The 15418-nt window shown below is 66.8% G+C and carries 12 protein-coding genes; 3 read left to right on the forward strand and 9 right to left on the reverse strand.

The features are described 5' to 3' along the window. Window positions 1–139: 139 nt before the first annotated feature. From nahK to pqqF, 5 genes are all read right to left on the reverse strand, one after another. Window positions 140–2767, reverse strand: coding sequence for a hybrid sensor histidine kinase/response regulator NahK/ErcS' (nahK, locus tag IB255_RS18840; RefSeq protein ID WP_192210674.1), 2628 nt, complete (start codon window positions 2765–2767; stop codon window positions 140–142). Next, window positions 2697–3854, reverse strand: coding sequence for a nitric oxide-sensing protein NosP (gene nosP, locus IB255_RS18845; RefSeq protein ID WP_081519817.1), 1158 nt, complete (start codon window positions 3852–3854; stop codon window positions 2697–2699). The genes nahK and nosP overlap by 71 nt, the downstream gene beginning before the upstream one ends. A gap of 180 nt (window positions 3855–4034) precedes the next feature. Continuing rightward, window positions 4035–4427, reverse strand: a complete 393-nt coding sequence (locus tag IB255_RS18850) for a hypothetical protein (protein WP_192210675.1) — start codon at window positions 4425–4427, stop codon at window positions 4035–4037. 83 nt (window positions 4428–4510) lie between these two features. Beyond that, window positions 4511–5713: a porin gene (locus IB255_RS18855; RefSeq protein ID WP_081519815.1), complete on the reverse strand. Its 1203-nt coding sequence runs from the start codon at window positions 5711–5713 to the stop codon at window positions 4511–4513. A 289-nt stretch (window positions 5714–6002) separates the two neighbouring features. Further along, window positions 6003–8294: a pyrroloquinoline quinone biosynthesis protein PqqF gene (pqqF, locus tag IB255_RS18860; protein WP_192210676.1), complete on the reverse strand. Its 2292-nt coding sequence runs from the start codon at window positions 8292–8294 to the stop codon at window positions 6003–6005. A 165-nt stretch (window positions 8295–8459) separates the two neighbouring features. On the opposite strand from pqqF, the gene IB255_RS18865 reads away from it, so the two are divergent. Both IB255_RS18865 and IB255_RS18870 read left to right on the forward strand, forming a co-directional pair. Then, on the forward strand, window positions 8460–8987 hold the full coding sequence (locus tag IB255_RS18865) for a cysteine hydrolase family protein (protein WP_192210677.1): 528 nt from the start codon (window positions 8460–8462) through the stop codon (window positions 8985–8987). A 19-nt stretch (window positions 8988–9006) separates the two neighbouring features. Beyond that, entirely contained in the window at window positions 9007–9927 is a 921-nt protein-coding gene (locus IB255_RS18870; protein WP_151187027.1) for a LysR family transcriptional regulator, read from the forward strand. A gap of 72 nt (window positions 9928–9999) precedes the next feature. Here IB255_RS18870 and IB255_RS18875 read toward each other — a convergent pair whose 3' ends face one another. From IB255_RS18875 to IB255_RS18890, 4 genes are all read right to left on the reverse strand, one after another. Next, window positions 10000–11439 (reverse strand): short-chain fatty acid transporter, encoded by a 1440-nt coding sequence (locus IB255_RS18875; protein WP_192210678.1) that lies wholly within the window; start codon window positions 11437–11439, stop codon window positions 10000–10002. 251 nt (window positions 11440–11690) lie between these two features. After that, entirely contained in the window at window positions 11691–12872 is a 1182-nt protein-coding gene (locus IB255_RS18880; protein WP_081519811.1) for an acetyl-CoA C-acetyltransferase, read from the reverse strand. An 82-nt stretch (window positions 12873–12954) separates the two neighbouring features. Next, window positions 12955–13611, reverse strand: a complete 657-nt coding sequence (locus tag IB255_RS18885; RefSeq protein WP_081519810.1) for a CoA transferase subunit B — start codon at window positions 13609–13611, stop codon at window positions 12955–12957. Window positions 13612–13637: 26 nt separating this feature from the next. Continuing rightward, window positions 13638–14336, reverse strand: coding sequence for a CoA transferase subunit A (locus tag IB255_RS18890; RefSeq protein WP_081519809.1), 699 nt, complete (start codon window positions 14334–14336; stop codon window positions 13638–13640). A gap of 125 nt (window positions 14337–14461) precedes the next feature. Here IB255_RS18890 and IB255_RS18895 point away from each other — a divergent pair, with 125 nt between their 5' ends. Beyond that, a complete protein-coding gene (locus IB255_RS18895) occupies window positions 14462–15355 on the forward strand; it encodes a LysR family transcriptional regulator (protein ID WP_192210679.1) in 894 nt (297 codons plus the stop codon). Window positions 15356–15418 lie beyond the last annotated feature (63 nt).

Genomic DNA, 15418 nt, shown 5'->3' on the forward strand with positions numbered 1-15418 from the left:
GGATGGTGTGGAGCGCAGCGATACCCATCGATCCGGCGCGGTTGCAGCATGGGTATCGCCTGGGCTCCACCCATCCTGCGCAGAGTTCATCCTGAACGCGGGGTGATGGGCTCGATGCGAAACAACCCGCGAGGCCTGTTCAGTGGGAGCTATCGATCAAATGGCACAGCGCCGTCTTCAGCTTCATCGGCCGCACCGGCTTGTGCATCAGCGTGTGCCCCAGCTCGCGGACCTGCTGTTTCAGCTCGTTGCTGTAGTTGGCGGTGATCATCAGCGCCGGCAGCGGCGTGCCGCGGCGTGCGTTGATCGAGGCCACCGCGTCGACCCCGTTCACCCCATCGTCGAGGTGGTAATCGACGATCAGCAGGTCCGACTCGGCGTGGAAGTTGTCCACCTGCCGCGCCAGGTCCTCCTCCGACAGCGCCGTCACCACCCGGCAGCCCCAGGTTTCCAGCAGCGTGCGCATGCCGGCGCAGATCGAGGCATCGTTATCCAGCACCCACACGCGGGAGCCGCGCAGGCGCTCCACCAGGTCGTCGGTGGTGCGCTCGGGTTCCGGCGCGCTACGGGCCACACGGCGCGCCAGCGGGATTTCGATGGCGAAGCGCGAGCCCTTGCCCGGCACCGACTCCACCTGGATACGATGGCCAAGCATGCGCGCGATCTTCTCGACGATGGCCAGGCCCAGACCCAGCCCGCGGTCCTGGTGGAAACGCTGTACATCGCCGCGCTTGAACTCCTGGAATATCTCGCCGAGCTTGTCGGCAGCGATGCCCACGCCGGTGTCCCAGACCTCGATCCACAGGCTGTGCCGGCGCCGCCGGCAGCCCAGCAGCACGCGACCCGCAGGCGTGTAGCGGATGGCATTGGTCAGCAGGTTGCGCAGGATTCGCGCCAGCAGCTGGATATCGCTGCGCACCTGCGCGCCACAGGGTACGAAGTCCAGCGCCAGGCCTTCGCTGGCGGCCACCTGGCGGTACTCGGCGGCGAGGTTGCCGAGCAGCTCGCTGACATCGAATGAGGCGATATCCGGCTTGATCACCCCGGCATCCAGCTTGGAGATGTCCACCAGGGTGCCGAGCAGCGTCTCCACGTCCTCCAGCGACTGGCTGATGTTGCGCACCAGCACTTCGCTGCTGCGCTCCTGCAGCGCACTGGTGAACAGCCGCGCGGCGTTCAGCGGTTGCAGCAGGTCGTGGCTGACGGCGGCGAGGAACTTGGTCTTCGACAGGTTCGCTTGCTCCGCCTCACGCTTGGCTTCTCGCAGGCGTCCTTCGACCTGGCTGCGCTCGTCGATCTCGCGCTTGAGCTGGTCATTCAGGCTGGTCAGCTCAGCCGTGCGTTCGCGTACCCGCTGCTCCAGGTTCTGGTAGGCCTGGTGCAGCGCCTCGGCGGTGCGGCGGCGCTCGGTGATGTCGCGGATCAGCACGAACAGGCCAGTCACGGTGCCGTCGGCCTGGCGGTTGGGCACGTAGGAGCGCTGCATGTAGCGCTCCTGCCCGGCGAGGTTGGTCTCGGCGATCTCGAAGGTGACGCTCTCGCCCGACAGTGCGCGCTCGAAGTACGGTTCCAGGCGCTGGCAATGCTCGGCGCTGTGCACCTCGCGCAGGTTGCGCCCGAGCATCGAGCCGCTGGGCCAGCGGTACCATTCCTCGTAGACCTTGTTGGTGAAGTCGTAATCCAGATCGGCGGTGAGGTAGGCGATCAGCGCCGGGACCTGGTCGGTGATCAGGCGAATCCAGCGTTCGCTTTCACGCAGCGCCTCGGCGTGGCGGTAACGCTCGGTGATGTCGGTGAAGGTGTTGACGAACCCCCCGGTGGGCAGCGCGTGGGTGCGGATTTCCAGCATGCGTCCGTCGAACAGGCGCTGCTCGATCACCCCTTCCACCTCGCCCTTGCGCGGCCGGCTGCGCGGCGTCAGCAGCGGCAGCTCGCTGTCGGCCATGACCTCGGCGAAGGGCCGGTGCGCCTCGATCGGCGCCAGCCCGCAAAGCTCCAGGAAGCGCCGGTTCCACAACTCCAGTGCGCCATCGGCGCCGACCATGGCCACGCCCTGGGACAGGTTGTCGACGGCGCGTTGCAGCAAATGCGACTTCTGCGCCACCGCCTGTTCGCGGCGGGCCATCTCGTTCTGCTTGATCTCGGTGATATCGCTGTAGAGCACCACCAGCCCGCCGTCGCGGGTCGGTCGCTCGGTGACCCGCACCCAGCGGTCGTTGCGCAGGCGATAAAGGGTGTGCTCGTCATCGCTGCTGCGTTGCTCCTCGACGATCAGCCCGCTGCTCTGCGCCAGCCGGCGCACCTCGGCGAGCCGCGTTCCCGCGCCAACGCGGGCGCGGGTCTGCGCCCAGAAGGCCCGGAACCTTTCGTTGTAGAGGACGATGCGCTGCTGCGGATCGAACAGCACGAAAGCATCGGAGATGCTCTCGATGGCATCGAGCAGGTACTGGTGCGCAGTCTCGGCGCGCAGGCGGGCGTCGCTGAGCAGCTGGTTGCTGGACTTCAGCTCGACCATCGCCTCGCTCAGCGCATCGGTGCGCTCTCGCACCTGCTCGGCCAGCACGACCGAGTGCTGGAAGGCGCCATAGGCATTGTCGCCGCGCGAGGTGGCCGATTCGACGCGCTCGATCAGTGCCCCATTGATCCGCTGCAGCTTGTGGTTGTCGCGCTCCAGCTCGGCGATGCGCGCGCGCAGCTCAGCGTCCGGCGTTGCCCCGAGGACGGCCAATGGCGACACCGGTGAAGGTCTGGTTGATATGCATGCCATTGAATTGTTCCCCGTAGGTGTTGAAGCCGATCACCTGCTGGCTGCGCAGAAACTCGGCGGTGGGCTCGGTATCGCCGGCCACCTCCAGCTCCAGCCGGCGCAGGAAACAGTCGCAGCCGATGGTCAGCAGCGGCGGGCCGAGGCGCTCATGCAGACGCTGGAACTGCGCCTGCAGCCCCGGCAGCAGCGGGCCGGTGCTCATGGCGGTGAGGACGATGCCGTTCTCCACCGCGCAGTAGAAGGTCAGGCTGAGGTCGTCGTTGACCTGCTGGATCGATCGCACGTAGTACTGCTCGCGTACCCGCACCGCCAGCGGATGCGCCGGGAACAGCGAGAAATCCAGCTGCTCCAGCGGCACCCCGACCAGCCGGGCGAATTCCAGTGCGGCCGGCTCGGCGTTGAGCTCCAGCACGCGGCGGCTGTCGCTGTCGGCGCGGGTGACCACCAGCTTCTCTTCGCTGGGCAGCACGTGGTGGGTGGTGAACACCTCGAAGTCCAGCCAGGTGTTGAACAGCACCACCACCGCCGCGCCGGTGTGGAACTGGCCCTGGTAATAGACGTGGGTGTGGGTCAGGTGGTTGTCGTCGCCGGCCGAGCCGCCGAAATGCGGAATGGCGCCCAGCGCAGCACTGAGCGCAGCCAGCACCACTTCCTCACGGCTGGACAGGCCGTCAAGCAGGGTCAGGGCGAAGCTGTGGTCCTTGATCGGCGCCAACCCGGCGCTGCGGCAGTCCGCCACCAGCGACTCGACCATCTGCTGCGCGTCGATCAGGCTGAAGCGCTCCATCTCGTCCACCAGCGCGCAGGAGATGGCGAAGCTGCGCAAATCGAAGCCCACGGCGGTGACGCAGCCACGGCCATAGCCCTGCGGGGTGATCTCCCCGGCGGTGGTGCAGCCGGCCAGGTCGATGCCGCCGAAGTACTGCTCCAGCGCGGCGGCCAGCGCCGGCAGGTCGTATTCGGCAGAACAGAAGAACAGCACGAAGCCGAGGTTGGGGTGGATCAGCTGGCGCGCCAGGTCCTGGGCAACCGCCTCGACGTCGCGGGCGCTGGACATGCCGCGAACGACTCCTTGTGTTTCGTGCATGGCGTACGCCCAGTCAGGATATCGACGTTGGCATTCTACGAAGCAGCCGGAGCGCGCCCCATGCTACTTGGGTCGTGGCGGGGCTATCCGAAAGTAGCGGGATATTTGTAGGAGCGGGCCATGCCCGCGACCGCGCCCGTGGGGCGCCCCTACAGGTTGATGCCGTCAGTTCGTAGGGCGTCAGGCAGTCGGCCAGAACAGCAGCGTCAACAGCAGCATTCCGGCATAGAAGCCCGTCTCCAGCGTCTCCGTCCACGGCTGAATCCTGCGCACCGCGCCATAGACGTGCACCACCAGCATTAACCCCGCCACCGCCGCCAGAACCTCGAAGGTAGTCACCAGCGCCTCCCCGGTCAGCGCGGCACGCAGCATCAGCCCTTCGACGATAAGAATGAACGCCCCCAGGCAACGCCCGAAATACACCGCCAGATCGGTGTGCTCCGGTAACTGCCACTGCATCACCCGCGCCCACAACAGCGGCACCAGGAAGATGGGCAAGGCGAACACCAGGGTCGTGGCAACGGACAGAACCAGCAAGTAACTCTGCGCGTGCGCGCTCCACATTCCGATCATCACGAACCTTCCTTGAGAGCAAGAAAAAAGGCGGGCGACACGCAGTGCCGACCCGCCGAAATGGAGCCAAAGGAGTTGGGGGATTACCAGTTGAGGACGGCGCCCACCGCGAAGGTGTCGGTGTCTTCGCTGACGGTGGAGCCCTTGCGGCCGTCGATCTCGTAGACGTTGTACTCGGCCACCAGCTTCAGGTTGTCGTTGATGGTGCGGAAGTAGGCGATGCCCTGGGTGGAGTAATCCGCCGCGCTGCCCAGGCCGTTGCCGTCGTCGCGGGTCTCGCCGGTGGACAGCGCCACACGGTTCTTGCCCCAGCTGTAGGAGCCCTGCAACAGCACGCCGCGGCTGTCCACTTCACGCAGCGCGGCTTCACCCGCGTTGTTGGTGAAGAACGGGTTGATGCCCTTGGCGGTAAAGCCCGACCCCGTGAGCGAGAAGCCGCCCATCTTCGCCTGGATGCCATAGCCCAGGCCCTTCGAGGTCACGCTGTCGACTTCGTCATTGGTGTTCTTCGAGGTCTGGTAGGCGCCGTTGACCCAGCTGTAGATCTTCGCCCCGCCGACGTCGAACTGATAGCTGATCTCGCTCTCGTAGCGCGGATTGTCCTGGTAGGCCTTGTCGTCGAGGCCGTCGCTGGCGTCCTTGTCGATCTGGTTGGTGTCGATCGGGTCCATGATGCCCACCGCGATGTGCAAGCCTTCCACCAGGTTGTTGTTGCGGTAGGTGATCTGCGAGGTCGGGAACGGGTACGGGTAGCCGGTGCCGATGTTGCCGAAGGACACGCCCTTGCCATCCACCAGACCGAGGGTATCGCTGGCGTTGCCGAAGCCGGCGAGCAGTTCGTCGAGGAAGATGTTGGAACGCGAGAACAGGCCGAAGTCCTTGCCGATCAGCACCTCGCCCCAGTCGCCGGCGACATTGCCGTAGAACTGGCGGACATCGATGGCAGTGTCGGTGCCGTCCTGCTCGCTGTCGTTGATAGTCACCCAGAACGAAGAACGCCCGGTGAGGGTCAGGCCGTCGATCTTCTTGCCGAAGTTGAAGCCGATGTAGTTGGGCAGGAAGCCCATCTTCACCCGCGACTGGCGGCGGTCGTAGGTTTCGCCGTTGCGGTCGACGTCGCTGTTCACATAGAAGGCGTTGAAGTAGCCGTCGGTGGAAAAGGTCGTGTCGTCCTTGTCGTACAGCATGATGTCGGCGCTGGCCCCGCTCGACACTGAAGACAGGGCCAGGGTGGACAATGCCAGCGGCAGCAGCTGGCGGCGGACGGCGATCTTGTTCTTGTTCATGGCGCTCTCCGGGTGGGGGATCGACTGCGGCTCAGTCGTGTCGGAGGCGATTATCGAAACGCGCGCGGCCTTGCCATACGCTGCTTTGGCGCCGGTTCCACGGGCCTTGCAGGCGTCTTGCGGGAGCACTGCGCAAGGCTCTGCGACCACCGCTACCTCGGGCGCGCGGCGATGGTCGCGGGTAGTCGCGACCGCCGGCCAGCTACCTTGGACCAGCCCACCGGACGTAAGGCAAAAGTCGGGCGCGGCACCGCCTTGCGGACGGCACCCCGGATCGAAAGCAGGAGGATCAGGCGTGGCTGAGCAGCAGCCAGTGACCGCCCTGGGCGGAGCTGAGCGCTGAATGCGCGGCGCGCAGCTCGGTGGCGCAGAGGTTGCCGAGCGCCTGGACCATGGCCTCGCGGTGCGACGGCCCGACACCGGCCAACTGGTCGCTCCAGTCCTGCTGCAGGCGCTCGCTGAAGTCGCCCGGCGCGCGCGCCAGTTCGGCGGCCAGCGGAGCACGCAGGCTGTCGACACGCTGCGGATCGATCCGCAGCAGGGCTTCGCCCTGGCGGTAGAGGAAGCTGTCGACCTCGGCCTGCAGCTCCACCGCCGACAGCAGCGGCGACTGCACGGCAAAGAGGATGCCGCGGCGCATGCCCACCTGGCGGAAACCGCAGTACAGCGCATAGGCCAGTTGCCGCTCGCCGCGCAGCCAGTGGAAGAAGGCTGGCTCCAGCACCCGGGCCAGCAAGCGCCACGCGGCTTCGTCCGCCGCCGAGCGCGACGCCAGCGGGCAGAACAGCAACAGCGCCGCCTCGCCCGGCAGCTCCAGCACCTGGCGATGCCGACCGGCCGGGCCGCTGCGCGGCGGCAGTGCGCTGGTGGTCGAGTAGCCGGCCAGGGTGTCCGGCAGCTCGATGCCGCGGGTCAGGTCATCCCAATGGGCGGCGGACCAGTCCGGCGAAGCTTCGCTGTCTCCGGCCAGGGTCTGTGGCAGCAGATCGAGCAACTGGCGGATCGGCATTTCCCCTTCGCGGCGACGGCGTTCGGCAGCGTGCAGGCGCGCCCCCTGCCCCAGCACAGCCGCAGCGGGATGCTGAAGCGCGTGGATCGCGCACTCTGCCAGCTCGGCAAGGTGGTTCTTCGCCCCCGACAGCATCAGTGTCCAGTCACTTTCCATGGCCTCCAGCCGCAGGCTGGCGCCCTCGTGCCGCGCTGCGCCAGCCAGCGGACGCAGCGCCTGGCGGGCGCAAAGGAATGCCGGCCGGCTTGGCGGCTGCGGGAAGCGCCAGCGCAGGTATAGGGCGGCAGGCTCCGCTTGCGCGGCCGCTTGCGGCGGCGAGAAGGACCACGGCTCGCCCCGCAGCGGTTCGACACTGCGCTGCGGACTGCGGGCGATATCGAGGGTGAAGCCGGCCGAGGTCAGCGATCCGCCGATCACCGACTCGCAGGTCAGCAGGCGGATCATCCGCGGTGTTACCAGTTGGCCGAGCCATGCCGAGGGATTGGCGCTCCCCGCGCGGCGCTGCAGCTGTTCCAGGGCGCCGGCGGGCTCATCGACAGGAGCGGCGGCGAGGATATCCGCCGGCAATTTGCGCAGCGCCTCCAGCCAGGAGAGGAAGGCCGATTCGACGAGATCGGCGGTGGCGGCGTCGGCGAGTTCGAAATCGAAACGCAGCAACGCCTGGCCGCCGGCGAAACGACTCAGGCGCGCACGGGCGCTGTCGGCCAGTCCGTTCTGTCCCAGGCAGGCCAGCAGCGATCCGGGCGCCTCGTCGGCCAGCCAGCCCTGCAACTGCTCCAGCAACGCACCCCCCTCACCCGCCACGCTCTCCAGGGCAAACGTCAGCACCAGTCGTGGCGCACCGGGCAGGCGCAGCTTCAGCTCCTGACCGGCCAGTGGCAGGAGGGACTCGGCACTGGCGGATTCGACCAGCGCGCCGGACGGGAATACAGCGGCTTCGCGCTCGACCAATGCCGCCAGCTCCTCCAGCGATTGCGGGCCCTGCAGCCAGAGTTCCAGCGCCCCGCCCACCTGACAGGAGCGGATGAAGTCACGCAGCGCCTTCTGGAACTCGGCGTTTTCCACCTTGAGGCTGTCGCGGCGACCGGCCACGAAGCGCCCCAACGGGTGCTGCGGCGCCACCGCCAGCGCCAGGGCGGCGTCGATCAGGGTATCGGGATCGCGGCCGCGGGCGAGGAATTCAGCTTCCAGCACTTCGCGTTCGGCGACCTGCACGGCTTCGTCCAGCAGCGGCCGCGCCAGCATGTCCACCAGCCGCGCCAACCCGTCCCCCAGATCGGCGGCCGGTACCTCGAAGAAGTAGTCCGTCTGCCGGGCGCGGGTGCTGGCATTGAGCCGCCCGCCACGGGCCTGCACCCAGGGCATCAGGCGCTCGCCCTCGACGAAGCGCTCGCCACAGAGAAACAGCAGGTGCTCGATGAAGTGCGCGAGGCCGGGGAAGGCTTCCGGCTCGTCGTGGCTGCCACGGGCGATCCGCAACAGCGCGGCGGCGCGGCTGGCGCCGGGAGCCTGGATGACGGTGGCGCGCAGGCCGTTGGCGAGGGTCAGGGTCTTGACGGGAAGGCTGTTCATCGGCATCCGGTCCGGTTGATGGCCGTCACCATCGCCGAAGGCGCGGCAAAGGGAAATACGGCTTTGGCAGCAATCGCTTGCCGGCATTGGCCCACGCCAACAGGCGGGCTACCATTCCCGACTCCACTCGACCTTCGCCATTCTCTTGAAAGGAATACGCTCGCCATGAGCACCGCCCTGCTGATCATCGACGTCCAGTCCGACCTGTGTACCGGCGACTGCGCCTGTTTCGACATCGACAATGTGCTGCAGCGCATCAATGGTCTGAGTCGAGCGGCGCGTGGGGCCGGCGTGCCGGTGTTGCTGGTGCAGCACGAGGACGATGACCTGCAGTATGGCAGCGCCGGCTGGCAGCTGGAATCGCGACTGCTCACCGCCCCTGCGGACCTCCAGGTGCGCAAGACCACCCCGGACTCCTTCCTGCGCACCGACCTCGCCGAGCTGCTGCAATCGCGCGGCATCGATCACCTGGTGATCTGCGGCCTGCAGAGCGACTACTGCGTCGACACCACCACCCGCCGTGCCCTGGCCCAGGGCTACGCGGTGACGCTGGTGGGCGATGCCCACTCCACCGTCGACAATGCCGTGCTCAGCGCCGCGCAGATCACTGCACACCACAACGCGGTACTGGGCAGCATCAGCAGCTTCGGCAAGCGCGCACGGGTCCTCCCTGCCGCCGACGTGCAGTTCTGAGGCACATGAGGAGATCGCCATGAACTTCGACTGGAACGACATCCCGATCCTCCTCGCCCTCGCCCGCCACGGCAGCATGAGCGCCGCCGGGCGCGCGCTAGGTGTCGACCCCTCGACCATGAGCCGGCGCCTGGTGGCGGCGGAAAGCGCACTGCAGACCCGCCTGTTCATCCGCGACAACGCGGGCTACAAGGCCACTGATGCCGGCACGGCCTTCCTCGGCTATGCCGAACGCATCCTCGGTGACGTGCAGAGCATGCTGCTGGAAACACGCAACGAAGCCAGCGCCATCAGCGGTTCGGTGCGCATCACCGCGGTGGACTTCCTGTTCAGCCACTGGCTGGTGCAGCACATGCCGCAACTGGCGCGCACCTACCCCAACCTGCAACTGCAACTGATCCCGGCGAACCGCGCACTCTCCTTCACCCGCCGCGAGGCCGACTTCGCCCTGCGCCTGGCGCGCCCGGCCGAGGACGCCGCGCTGGTGATGCGCAAGGTCGCCGACATCGGTTTCGCCATCTACGCCGCCACGCCCTTCGCCCAGGTGCCGCCAGAACAATGGCCGCAGCAGCCCTGGCTGGGCTACGGCGAAGACCTCGATGACACCCCGGAGATGTGCTGGCTGCGGCGCTTCGTCCCGGATGCCAACTTCGCCCTGCGCGCGAGCAGCGTGACCACGCTGATCCACGCCTGCGAAAGCGGCCTTGGCATGGCGTTGCTGCCGTGCTTCCTCGGCGAGCGCGAAGGCCTGGTGCGCCTCTCCGGCGCGGTGGTGGTGCGGGAAATCTGGCTGCTCGCTCACCGCGACGCCGGCCGCATCGGTCGCTTCCAGGCGGTCAGCGACTGGCTGCGCGAAGTGTTCGACCAGGACGCCGCGCAGCTCAGCGGCGAGCACCTGGACGTGCGTGCGCTCGGCGCCGTGGAAGTCAGCCGGGGCTGATCGCTTCCCGAAGAAAAAAGCCCGGATGTCGCGAGACATCCGGGCTTTTTGCCCTCGGGGCCGAATGCGTGGTTACGGCTGGACCGGCGGCAGGTACTGCAGGGTGGTGCCCAGTGCCCAGAGCAGGAACAGCACCAGGGGCACGTGGACGAGCAGCTGGACGAAGCTGAAGCCGATCAGGTCGCGGGCTTTCAGGCCCAGCACGCCGAGCAGCGGCAGCATGTAGAACGGGTTGATCAGGTTCGGCAGCGCTTCGGCGGCGTTGTAGATCTGCACCGCCCAGCCCAGGTGGTACTGCAGCTCGTTGGCTACCTGCATCACATAGGGCGCCTCGATGATCCACTTGCCACCGCCGGACGGGATGAAGAAGCCCAGCACCGCCGAGTACACACCCATCAGCAGCGCATAGGTGTCGTGGGAAGCGATCTGCACGAAGAAGGTGGAGATGTGGTGGGCGATGGTGGAGCCGTCGCCGCCCTTCACAGTGGTCAGGATCGCCGCGATGGAACCGTACAGCGGGAACTGGATCAGTACCCCGGTAGTGGTCGGCACCGCGCGGGCCACGGCATCGAGGAAGTTGCGCGGACGCCAGTGCAGCAGCGCGCCAACCATGAGGAACAGCAGGTTGTAGGTGTTCAGCCCGGAGATCGCGGTGATCGCCGGCTTCGTGCTGAATTCATGGACCAGCCAGCCGGCGGCCAGGGCTACCAGCATCAGGATCAGCAGCGGGCTGTGCTCCAGCCATTCGCCCGGCCGGGTCGCCTTCGGCGCACTCGGCGGAGTGAAGCTGACGTCCACGCCGCAGGCCTTGGCGTCACGGGCGCTGGCCGCGCCGGGTGCGGTCATGTAGGCGATGACCAGCGACACCAGCACCAGGGCCAGCAGCATCACGCCGGACTGCCAGAGGAAGATGGTCTCGGTGAACGGAATGACGCCGGTGATCGCCAGGATCGACGGCGGCAGGCTCGCCGGGTTGGCCTGCAGCTGCGCGGCGGAGGACGACAGACCCAGCGCCCACACGGCGCCCAGGCCCAGGTAGGCGGCAGCGCCGGCGGCGCGGTAGTCCATCTTCAGGTCTTCGCGACGCGCCAGGGCGCGCACCAGCAGGCCGCCGAACACCAGGGACAGGCCCCAGTTGAGCAGCGAAGCGACCATGGAAATGACCGCGACCCAGGCGACTGCCGAGCGGCCGTTCTTCGGCACGCGGGCGAACAGGTCGATGAGTTTGGACGCCGGGCCGGAGCTGGCGACCACGTAGCCGCCGATCACCACGAAGGCCATCTGCATGGTGAAGGGGATCAGGCTCCAGAAGCCGTCACCGAAGGCCTTGGCGGTTTCGGTGGCCGGTGCGCCGATGGCCAGTGCGGCCACGCTGACGATCAGCACCGCGAGCGCGGCGAAGACCCAGGAGTCGGGGAACCAGCGCTCGGCCCAGTTGGAACAGGCCATGGCGAAGCGCGCCGAGCGGCTGTCCTGAACGGCTGTGCCGGAGGTTTGGGCGTGGGAATTCATAATGGTCTACCTCGTTGTTCTTGTAATGGCTCATCGTCGAACGGGGCTTGTGGCAATACCCGTCCTGGAATGAAAAACCGCCCGGCCTGCGTGGGGCCGAGCGGTGACGCAAGGGTTTGCCGGCGCCGGGGGACGCCGAAAACCGCGGCAGGATGTTCGTCTGTCGGTGTGCCCACCCACCATCCTGCCTACCGGTACGACATGGATACATGCCGCCCGGCGCTCGCCAATCAATCGTTGGTCGGATGACCTCAGTCGCGCACGAGTGCCATGGCGACGCCCTGACCACCGCCGATGCACAGGGTCGCCAGACCCTTCTTCGCGTCGCGGCGGAGCATTTCGTGGAGCAGCGTCACCAGCACACGGGCGCCCGAGGCGCCGATCGGGTGGCCAAGGGCGACTGCGCCGCCATTGACGTTGACCTTCTCGGCGTTCCAGCCCAGCTCCTTGCCGACCGACAGAGCCTGCGCGGCGAAGGCTTCGTTGGCCTCGATCAGCTCGACGTCGTCGAGGCTCCAGCCGGCCTTTTCCAGGCAACTGCGGGTCGCGGTTACCGGGGCGATGCCCATGATCGAAGGGTCGACGCCGCTGCTCGCATAGGCTTGGATGCGCGCCAGAACCGGGAGGTTCAGACTGCGTGCGCGCTCGGCGCTCATCAGCAGAACGGCGGCGGCGCCATCGTTGAGGGTGGAGGCGTTGCCGGCGGTGACGGTACCGTCCTTCTTGAAGGCAGGCTTGAGCTTGCCCAGGGATTCGGCGGTAGTGCCGGCGCGCGGTTGCTCATCGGTGTCGAAGGACAGCGGCTCGCCCTTGCGCTGGGGAATCAGCACCGGGGTGATCTCGTCCTTGAAGCGGCCGGCCTCGATGGCCGAGGCGGCTTTGAGCTGGGACTGCGCGGCAAAGGCGTCCTGCGCCTCGCGGCTGATACCGAACTTTTCGGCCAGGTTCTCGGCGGTGATGCCCATGTGGTAGTCGTTGAAGGCGTCGATCAGGCCGTCGCGCAGCAGGGTGTCCTGCAGCTCGGCGTGGCCCATGCGCAGGCCGGTACGGGCCTTGGGCAGCACGTAGGGCGCGAGGCTCATGCTCTCCTGGCCGCCGGCAATGATGGCGTCGGCGTCGCCGCAACGGATCGCCTGGACGCCGAGGAACAGCGCCTTCAGGCCCGAGCCACAAAGTTTGTTGATGGTCATCGAGGGCACTTCAACCGGCAGGCCGGCGCCTATGGCGGCCTGCCGCGCGGGGTTCTGCCCGGCGCCGGCGGTGAGCACCTGGCCGAGGATGACTTCGTCGATCTGATCAGGCTTCACGCCGCTGCGTTCGAGCAGCGAGCGGATGACCAGGCTGCCCAGTTCATGGGCGGGAATGTTCGCCAGGCTGCCCTGGAAGGCGCCGATGGCGGTGCGGGTGGCGGCGACAATAACTACGTCTTGCATCTGGGAACTCCGAAGCTGGCTTTACCTGTAGGAGCGCGCCATGCGCGCGAATCGCGGGCATGGCCCGCTCCTACACAGGGGATCAGAAGGTCATTTCCTTCACATCGTCCGGCACGATGAGGCGGCCGGCGGTCTTCTCGGCGATCTCTTCGACAGTCACTCCCGGCGCGGTCTCGCGCAGGATGAAGGCACCGTTCTCGATTTCCAGGTAGGCCAGGTCGGTCAGTACCTTGCGGATGCAGCCGGCGCCGGTCAGCGGCAGCGAGCAGCGCTCCAGCAGCTTGGACTCGCCGTCCTTGGAGGCGTGGGTCATGGTCACGATGATGTTGTCCGCGCCGGCCACCAGGTCCATGGCGCCGCCCATACCCTTCACCAGCTTGCCGGGGATCATCCAGGAGGCGATGTTGCCCTGCACGTCCACCTCGAAGGCACCGAGCACGGTGAGGTCGACGTGACCGCCACGGATCATCGCGAAAGATTCGGCAGAGGAGAAAATCGACGCGCCCTTCACGGCGGTCACGGTCTGCTTGCCGGCGTTGATCATGTCGGCGTCGACCGTGTCTTCGGTGGGGAACGCGCCCATGCCGAGCAGGCCGTTCTCCGATTGCAGCATCACTTCCATGCCCTCGGGCACATAGTTGGCGACCAGGGTGGGGATGCCGATGCCCAGGTTCACGTAGAAGCCGTCCTGCAGCTCGCGCGCCACGCGCTGAGCCATCTGTTCGCGGGTCAATGCCATCTTCTTGTCTCTCTTGTCCGGTGGGCTCAGGAACGAACGGTGCGCTTCTCGATGCGCTTCTCGAAGGTGCCTTGGATGATGCGGTCGACGTAGATGCCGGGGGTGTGGATCTGGGTCGGGTCCAGTTCACCCGGCTCGACGATCTCCTCCACCTCGACGACCGTGATGCGGCCTGCGGTGGCGACTACCGGATTGAAGTTCTGCGCGGTGTGGCGGTAGATGACGTTGCCATAGTGGTCGGCCTTCCAGCCCTTGACGATGGCGAAGTCGCCGGTGATGGCGCGCTCCATCACGTAGTGGCGGCCGTCGAACTCGCGCACTTCCTTACCGTCGGCGACCGGGGTGCCGTAGCCGGTGGCGGTGAAGAAGGCCGGGATGCCGGCGCCGCCAGCACGGAGTTTTTCCGCCAGGGTGCCCTGCGGGGTCAGTTCGACCTCCAGTTCACCGGACAGCAGCTGCTGCTCGAACAGCGCGTTCTCGCCAACGTAGGACGCGATCATCTTGCGGATCTGGCGGTCTTCCAGCAGCACGCCGAGGCCGAAGCCGTCGATGCCGCAGTTGTTGGAGACCACGGTCAGACCCTTCACGCCCAGCTTGCGGATGTGCGCGATGAGGTTTTCCGGGATGCCGCAGATGCCGAATCCGCCCGCCAGTACCGTCATGTCGTCGGTGAGCCCGGCGAGGGCTTCCTCGTAACTGCCTACACGCTTGTCGAGTCCTGCCATGTTGCTGCTGCCTCTTGTATTTGGAATGTCCGACTCAGTGGTCAGAGAGCGTCTGCAGCTTCACCGACGGCGACTGATTTGTTAAGTTTGTTTTTCCAATCAATTAATCCGATTTGCTTATCAATATGACCGTCAAGCAACTGCGCGCCTTCCTCGCCGTCGCCCAGAGCCTGAGCTTCGCCCAGGCCTGTGAGCGCCTGCACCTGTCGCAGCCAGCACTGAGCCTGGCGATCAAGAGCCTGGAAGAGTCCCTGGGCGGCCAGTTGCTGGTGCGCACCACCCGCAGCGTGGCGCTGACGCCGGAGGGCGAAACACTGCTGCCCCTGGCACGCCGCCTGCTGGCGGACTGGGACAACGCCGAGGAAGTGATGCACCAGCACTTCACCCTGCAGCTGGGCAGGGTCTCCATCGCCGCCATGCCCTCCTTTGCCGGCAACCTGCTGCCCGCCGTGCTGCGCACCTTCCGCGACCGCCACCCGAAGGTGAACGTGGCGGTACACGACGTGATCAACGAGCAGGTGCTGGAGATGGTGCGCAACCATCGGGTGGAGCTGGGCATCGCCCTGGAGCCGGACAGCCTCGACGGGCTGACTTTCACGCCTTTCTACACCGACCGATTCGTCGCCGTGCTGCCCGCAGACTCAGCGCTGGCGAACGAATCCCGGATCACCTGGGAGCAGTTGCTGGCAGACCATTTCATTACCCTGCAACGCCCGTCGGCCGTACGCCTGCTGCTCGAAGAGCAGTTGCAGGGGCGACTGCCGGTGGCGTTCGAAAGCCACCAGTTGGTCACGGTGGGCCGGATGGTGGCCGAAGGGCTGGGCGTCAGCGCCGTGCCGCGCCTGTGCCGGCAGCAGATGGAAGAGCTGGGCGCGCGTTGCGTGGCGCTCGACGAACCGCGTATCGAGCGCCGGGTGGGGCTGTTCTGCCTGACGGAGCACAAGCTCTCCAGTGCCGCGCAGGCACTGGGCGATGTGCTGGTGAACGGGACGGATTGGGCGGGGATGGAGCGGGAGTGAGATGGGCCTCCTCATTCGGAAATAGCCCCTCACCCCAGCCCTCTCCCAGAGGGAGAGGGAGCT

Origin of the sequence: Pseudomonas sp. PDM22 (assembly GCF_014851965.1) — a bacterium.
Classification (GTDB): Bacteria; Pseudomonadota; Gammaproteobacteria; order Pseudomonadales; family Pseudomonadaceae; genus Pseudomonas.

Bases quoted from the DNA above. Each gene is read 5' to 3' on its own strand.
- pqqF (WP_192210676.1), bottom strand. From the start codon at position 8,294: ATGAACAGCCTTCCCGTCAAGACCCTGACCCTCGCCAACGGCCTGCGC.
- IB255_RS18870 (WP_151187027.1), top strand. From the start codon at position 9,007: ATGAACTTCGACTGGAACGACATCCCGATCCTCCTCGCCCTCGCCCGC.
- IB255_RS18880 (WP_081519811.1), bottom strand. From the start codon at position 12,872: ATGCAAGACGTAGTTATTGTCGCCGCCACCCGCACCGCCATCGGCGCC.
- IB255_RS18890 (WP_081519809.1), bottom strand. From the start codon at position 14,336: ATGGCAGGACTCGACAAGCGTGTAGGCAGTTACGAGGAAGCCCTCGCC.
- IB255_RS18850 (WP_192210675.1), bottom strand. From the start codon at position 4,427: ATGATCGGAATGTGGAGCGCGCACGCGCAGAGTTACTTGCTGGTTCTG.
- IB255_RS18875 (WP_192210678.1), bottom strand. From the start codon at position 11,439: ATGAATTCCCACGCCCAAACCTCCGGCACAGCCGTTCAGGACAGCCGC.
- nosP (WP_081519817.1), bottom strand. From the start codon at position 3,854: ATGCACGAAACACAAGGAGTCGTTCGCGGCATGTCCAGCGCCCGCGAC.
- IB255_RS18855 (WP_081519815.1), bottom strand. From the start codon at position 5,713: ATGAACAAGAACAAGATCGCCGTCCGCCGCCAGCTGCTGCCGCTGGCA.
- IB255_RS18885 (WP_081519810.1), bottom strand. From the start codon at position 13,611: ATGGCATTGACCCGCGAACAGATGGCTCAGCGCGTGGCGCGCGAGCTG.
- IB255_RS18865 (WP_192210677.1), top strand. From the start codon at position 8,460: ATGAGCACCGCCCTGCTGATCATCGACGTCCAGTCCGACCTGTGTACC.
- IB255_RS18895 (WP_192210679.1), top strand. From the start codon at position 14,462: ATGACCGTCAAGCAACTGCGCGCCTTCCTCGCCGTCGCCCAGAGCCTG.
- nahK (WP_192210674.1), bottom strand. From the start codon at position 2,767: ATGGCATGCATATCAACCAGACCTTCACCGGTGTCGCCATTGGCCGTC.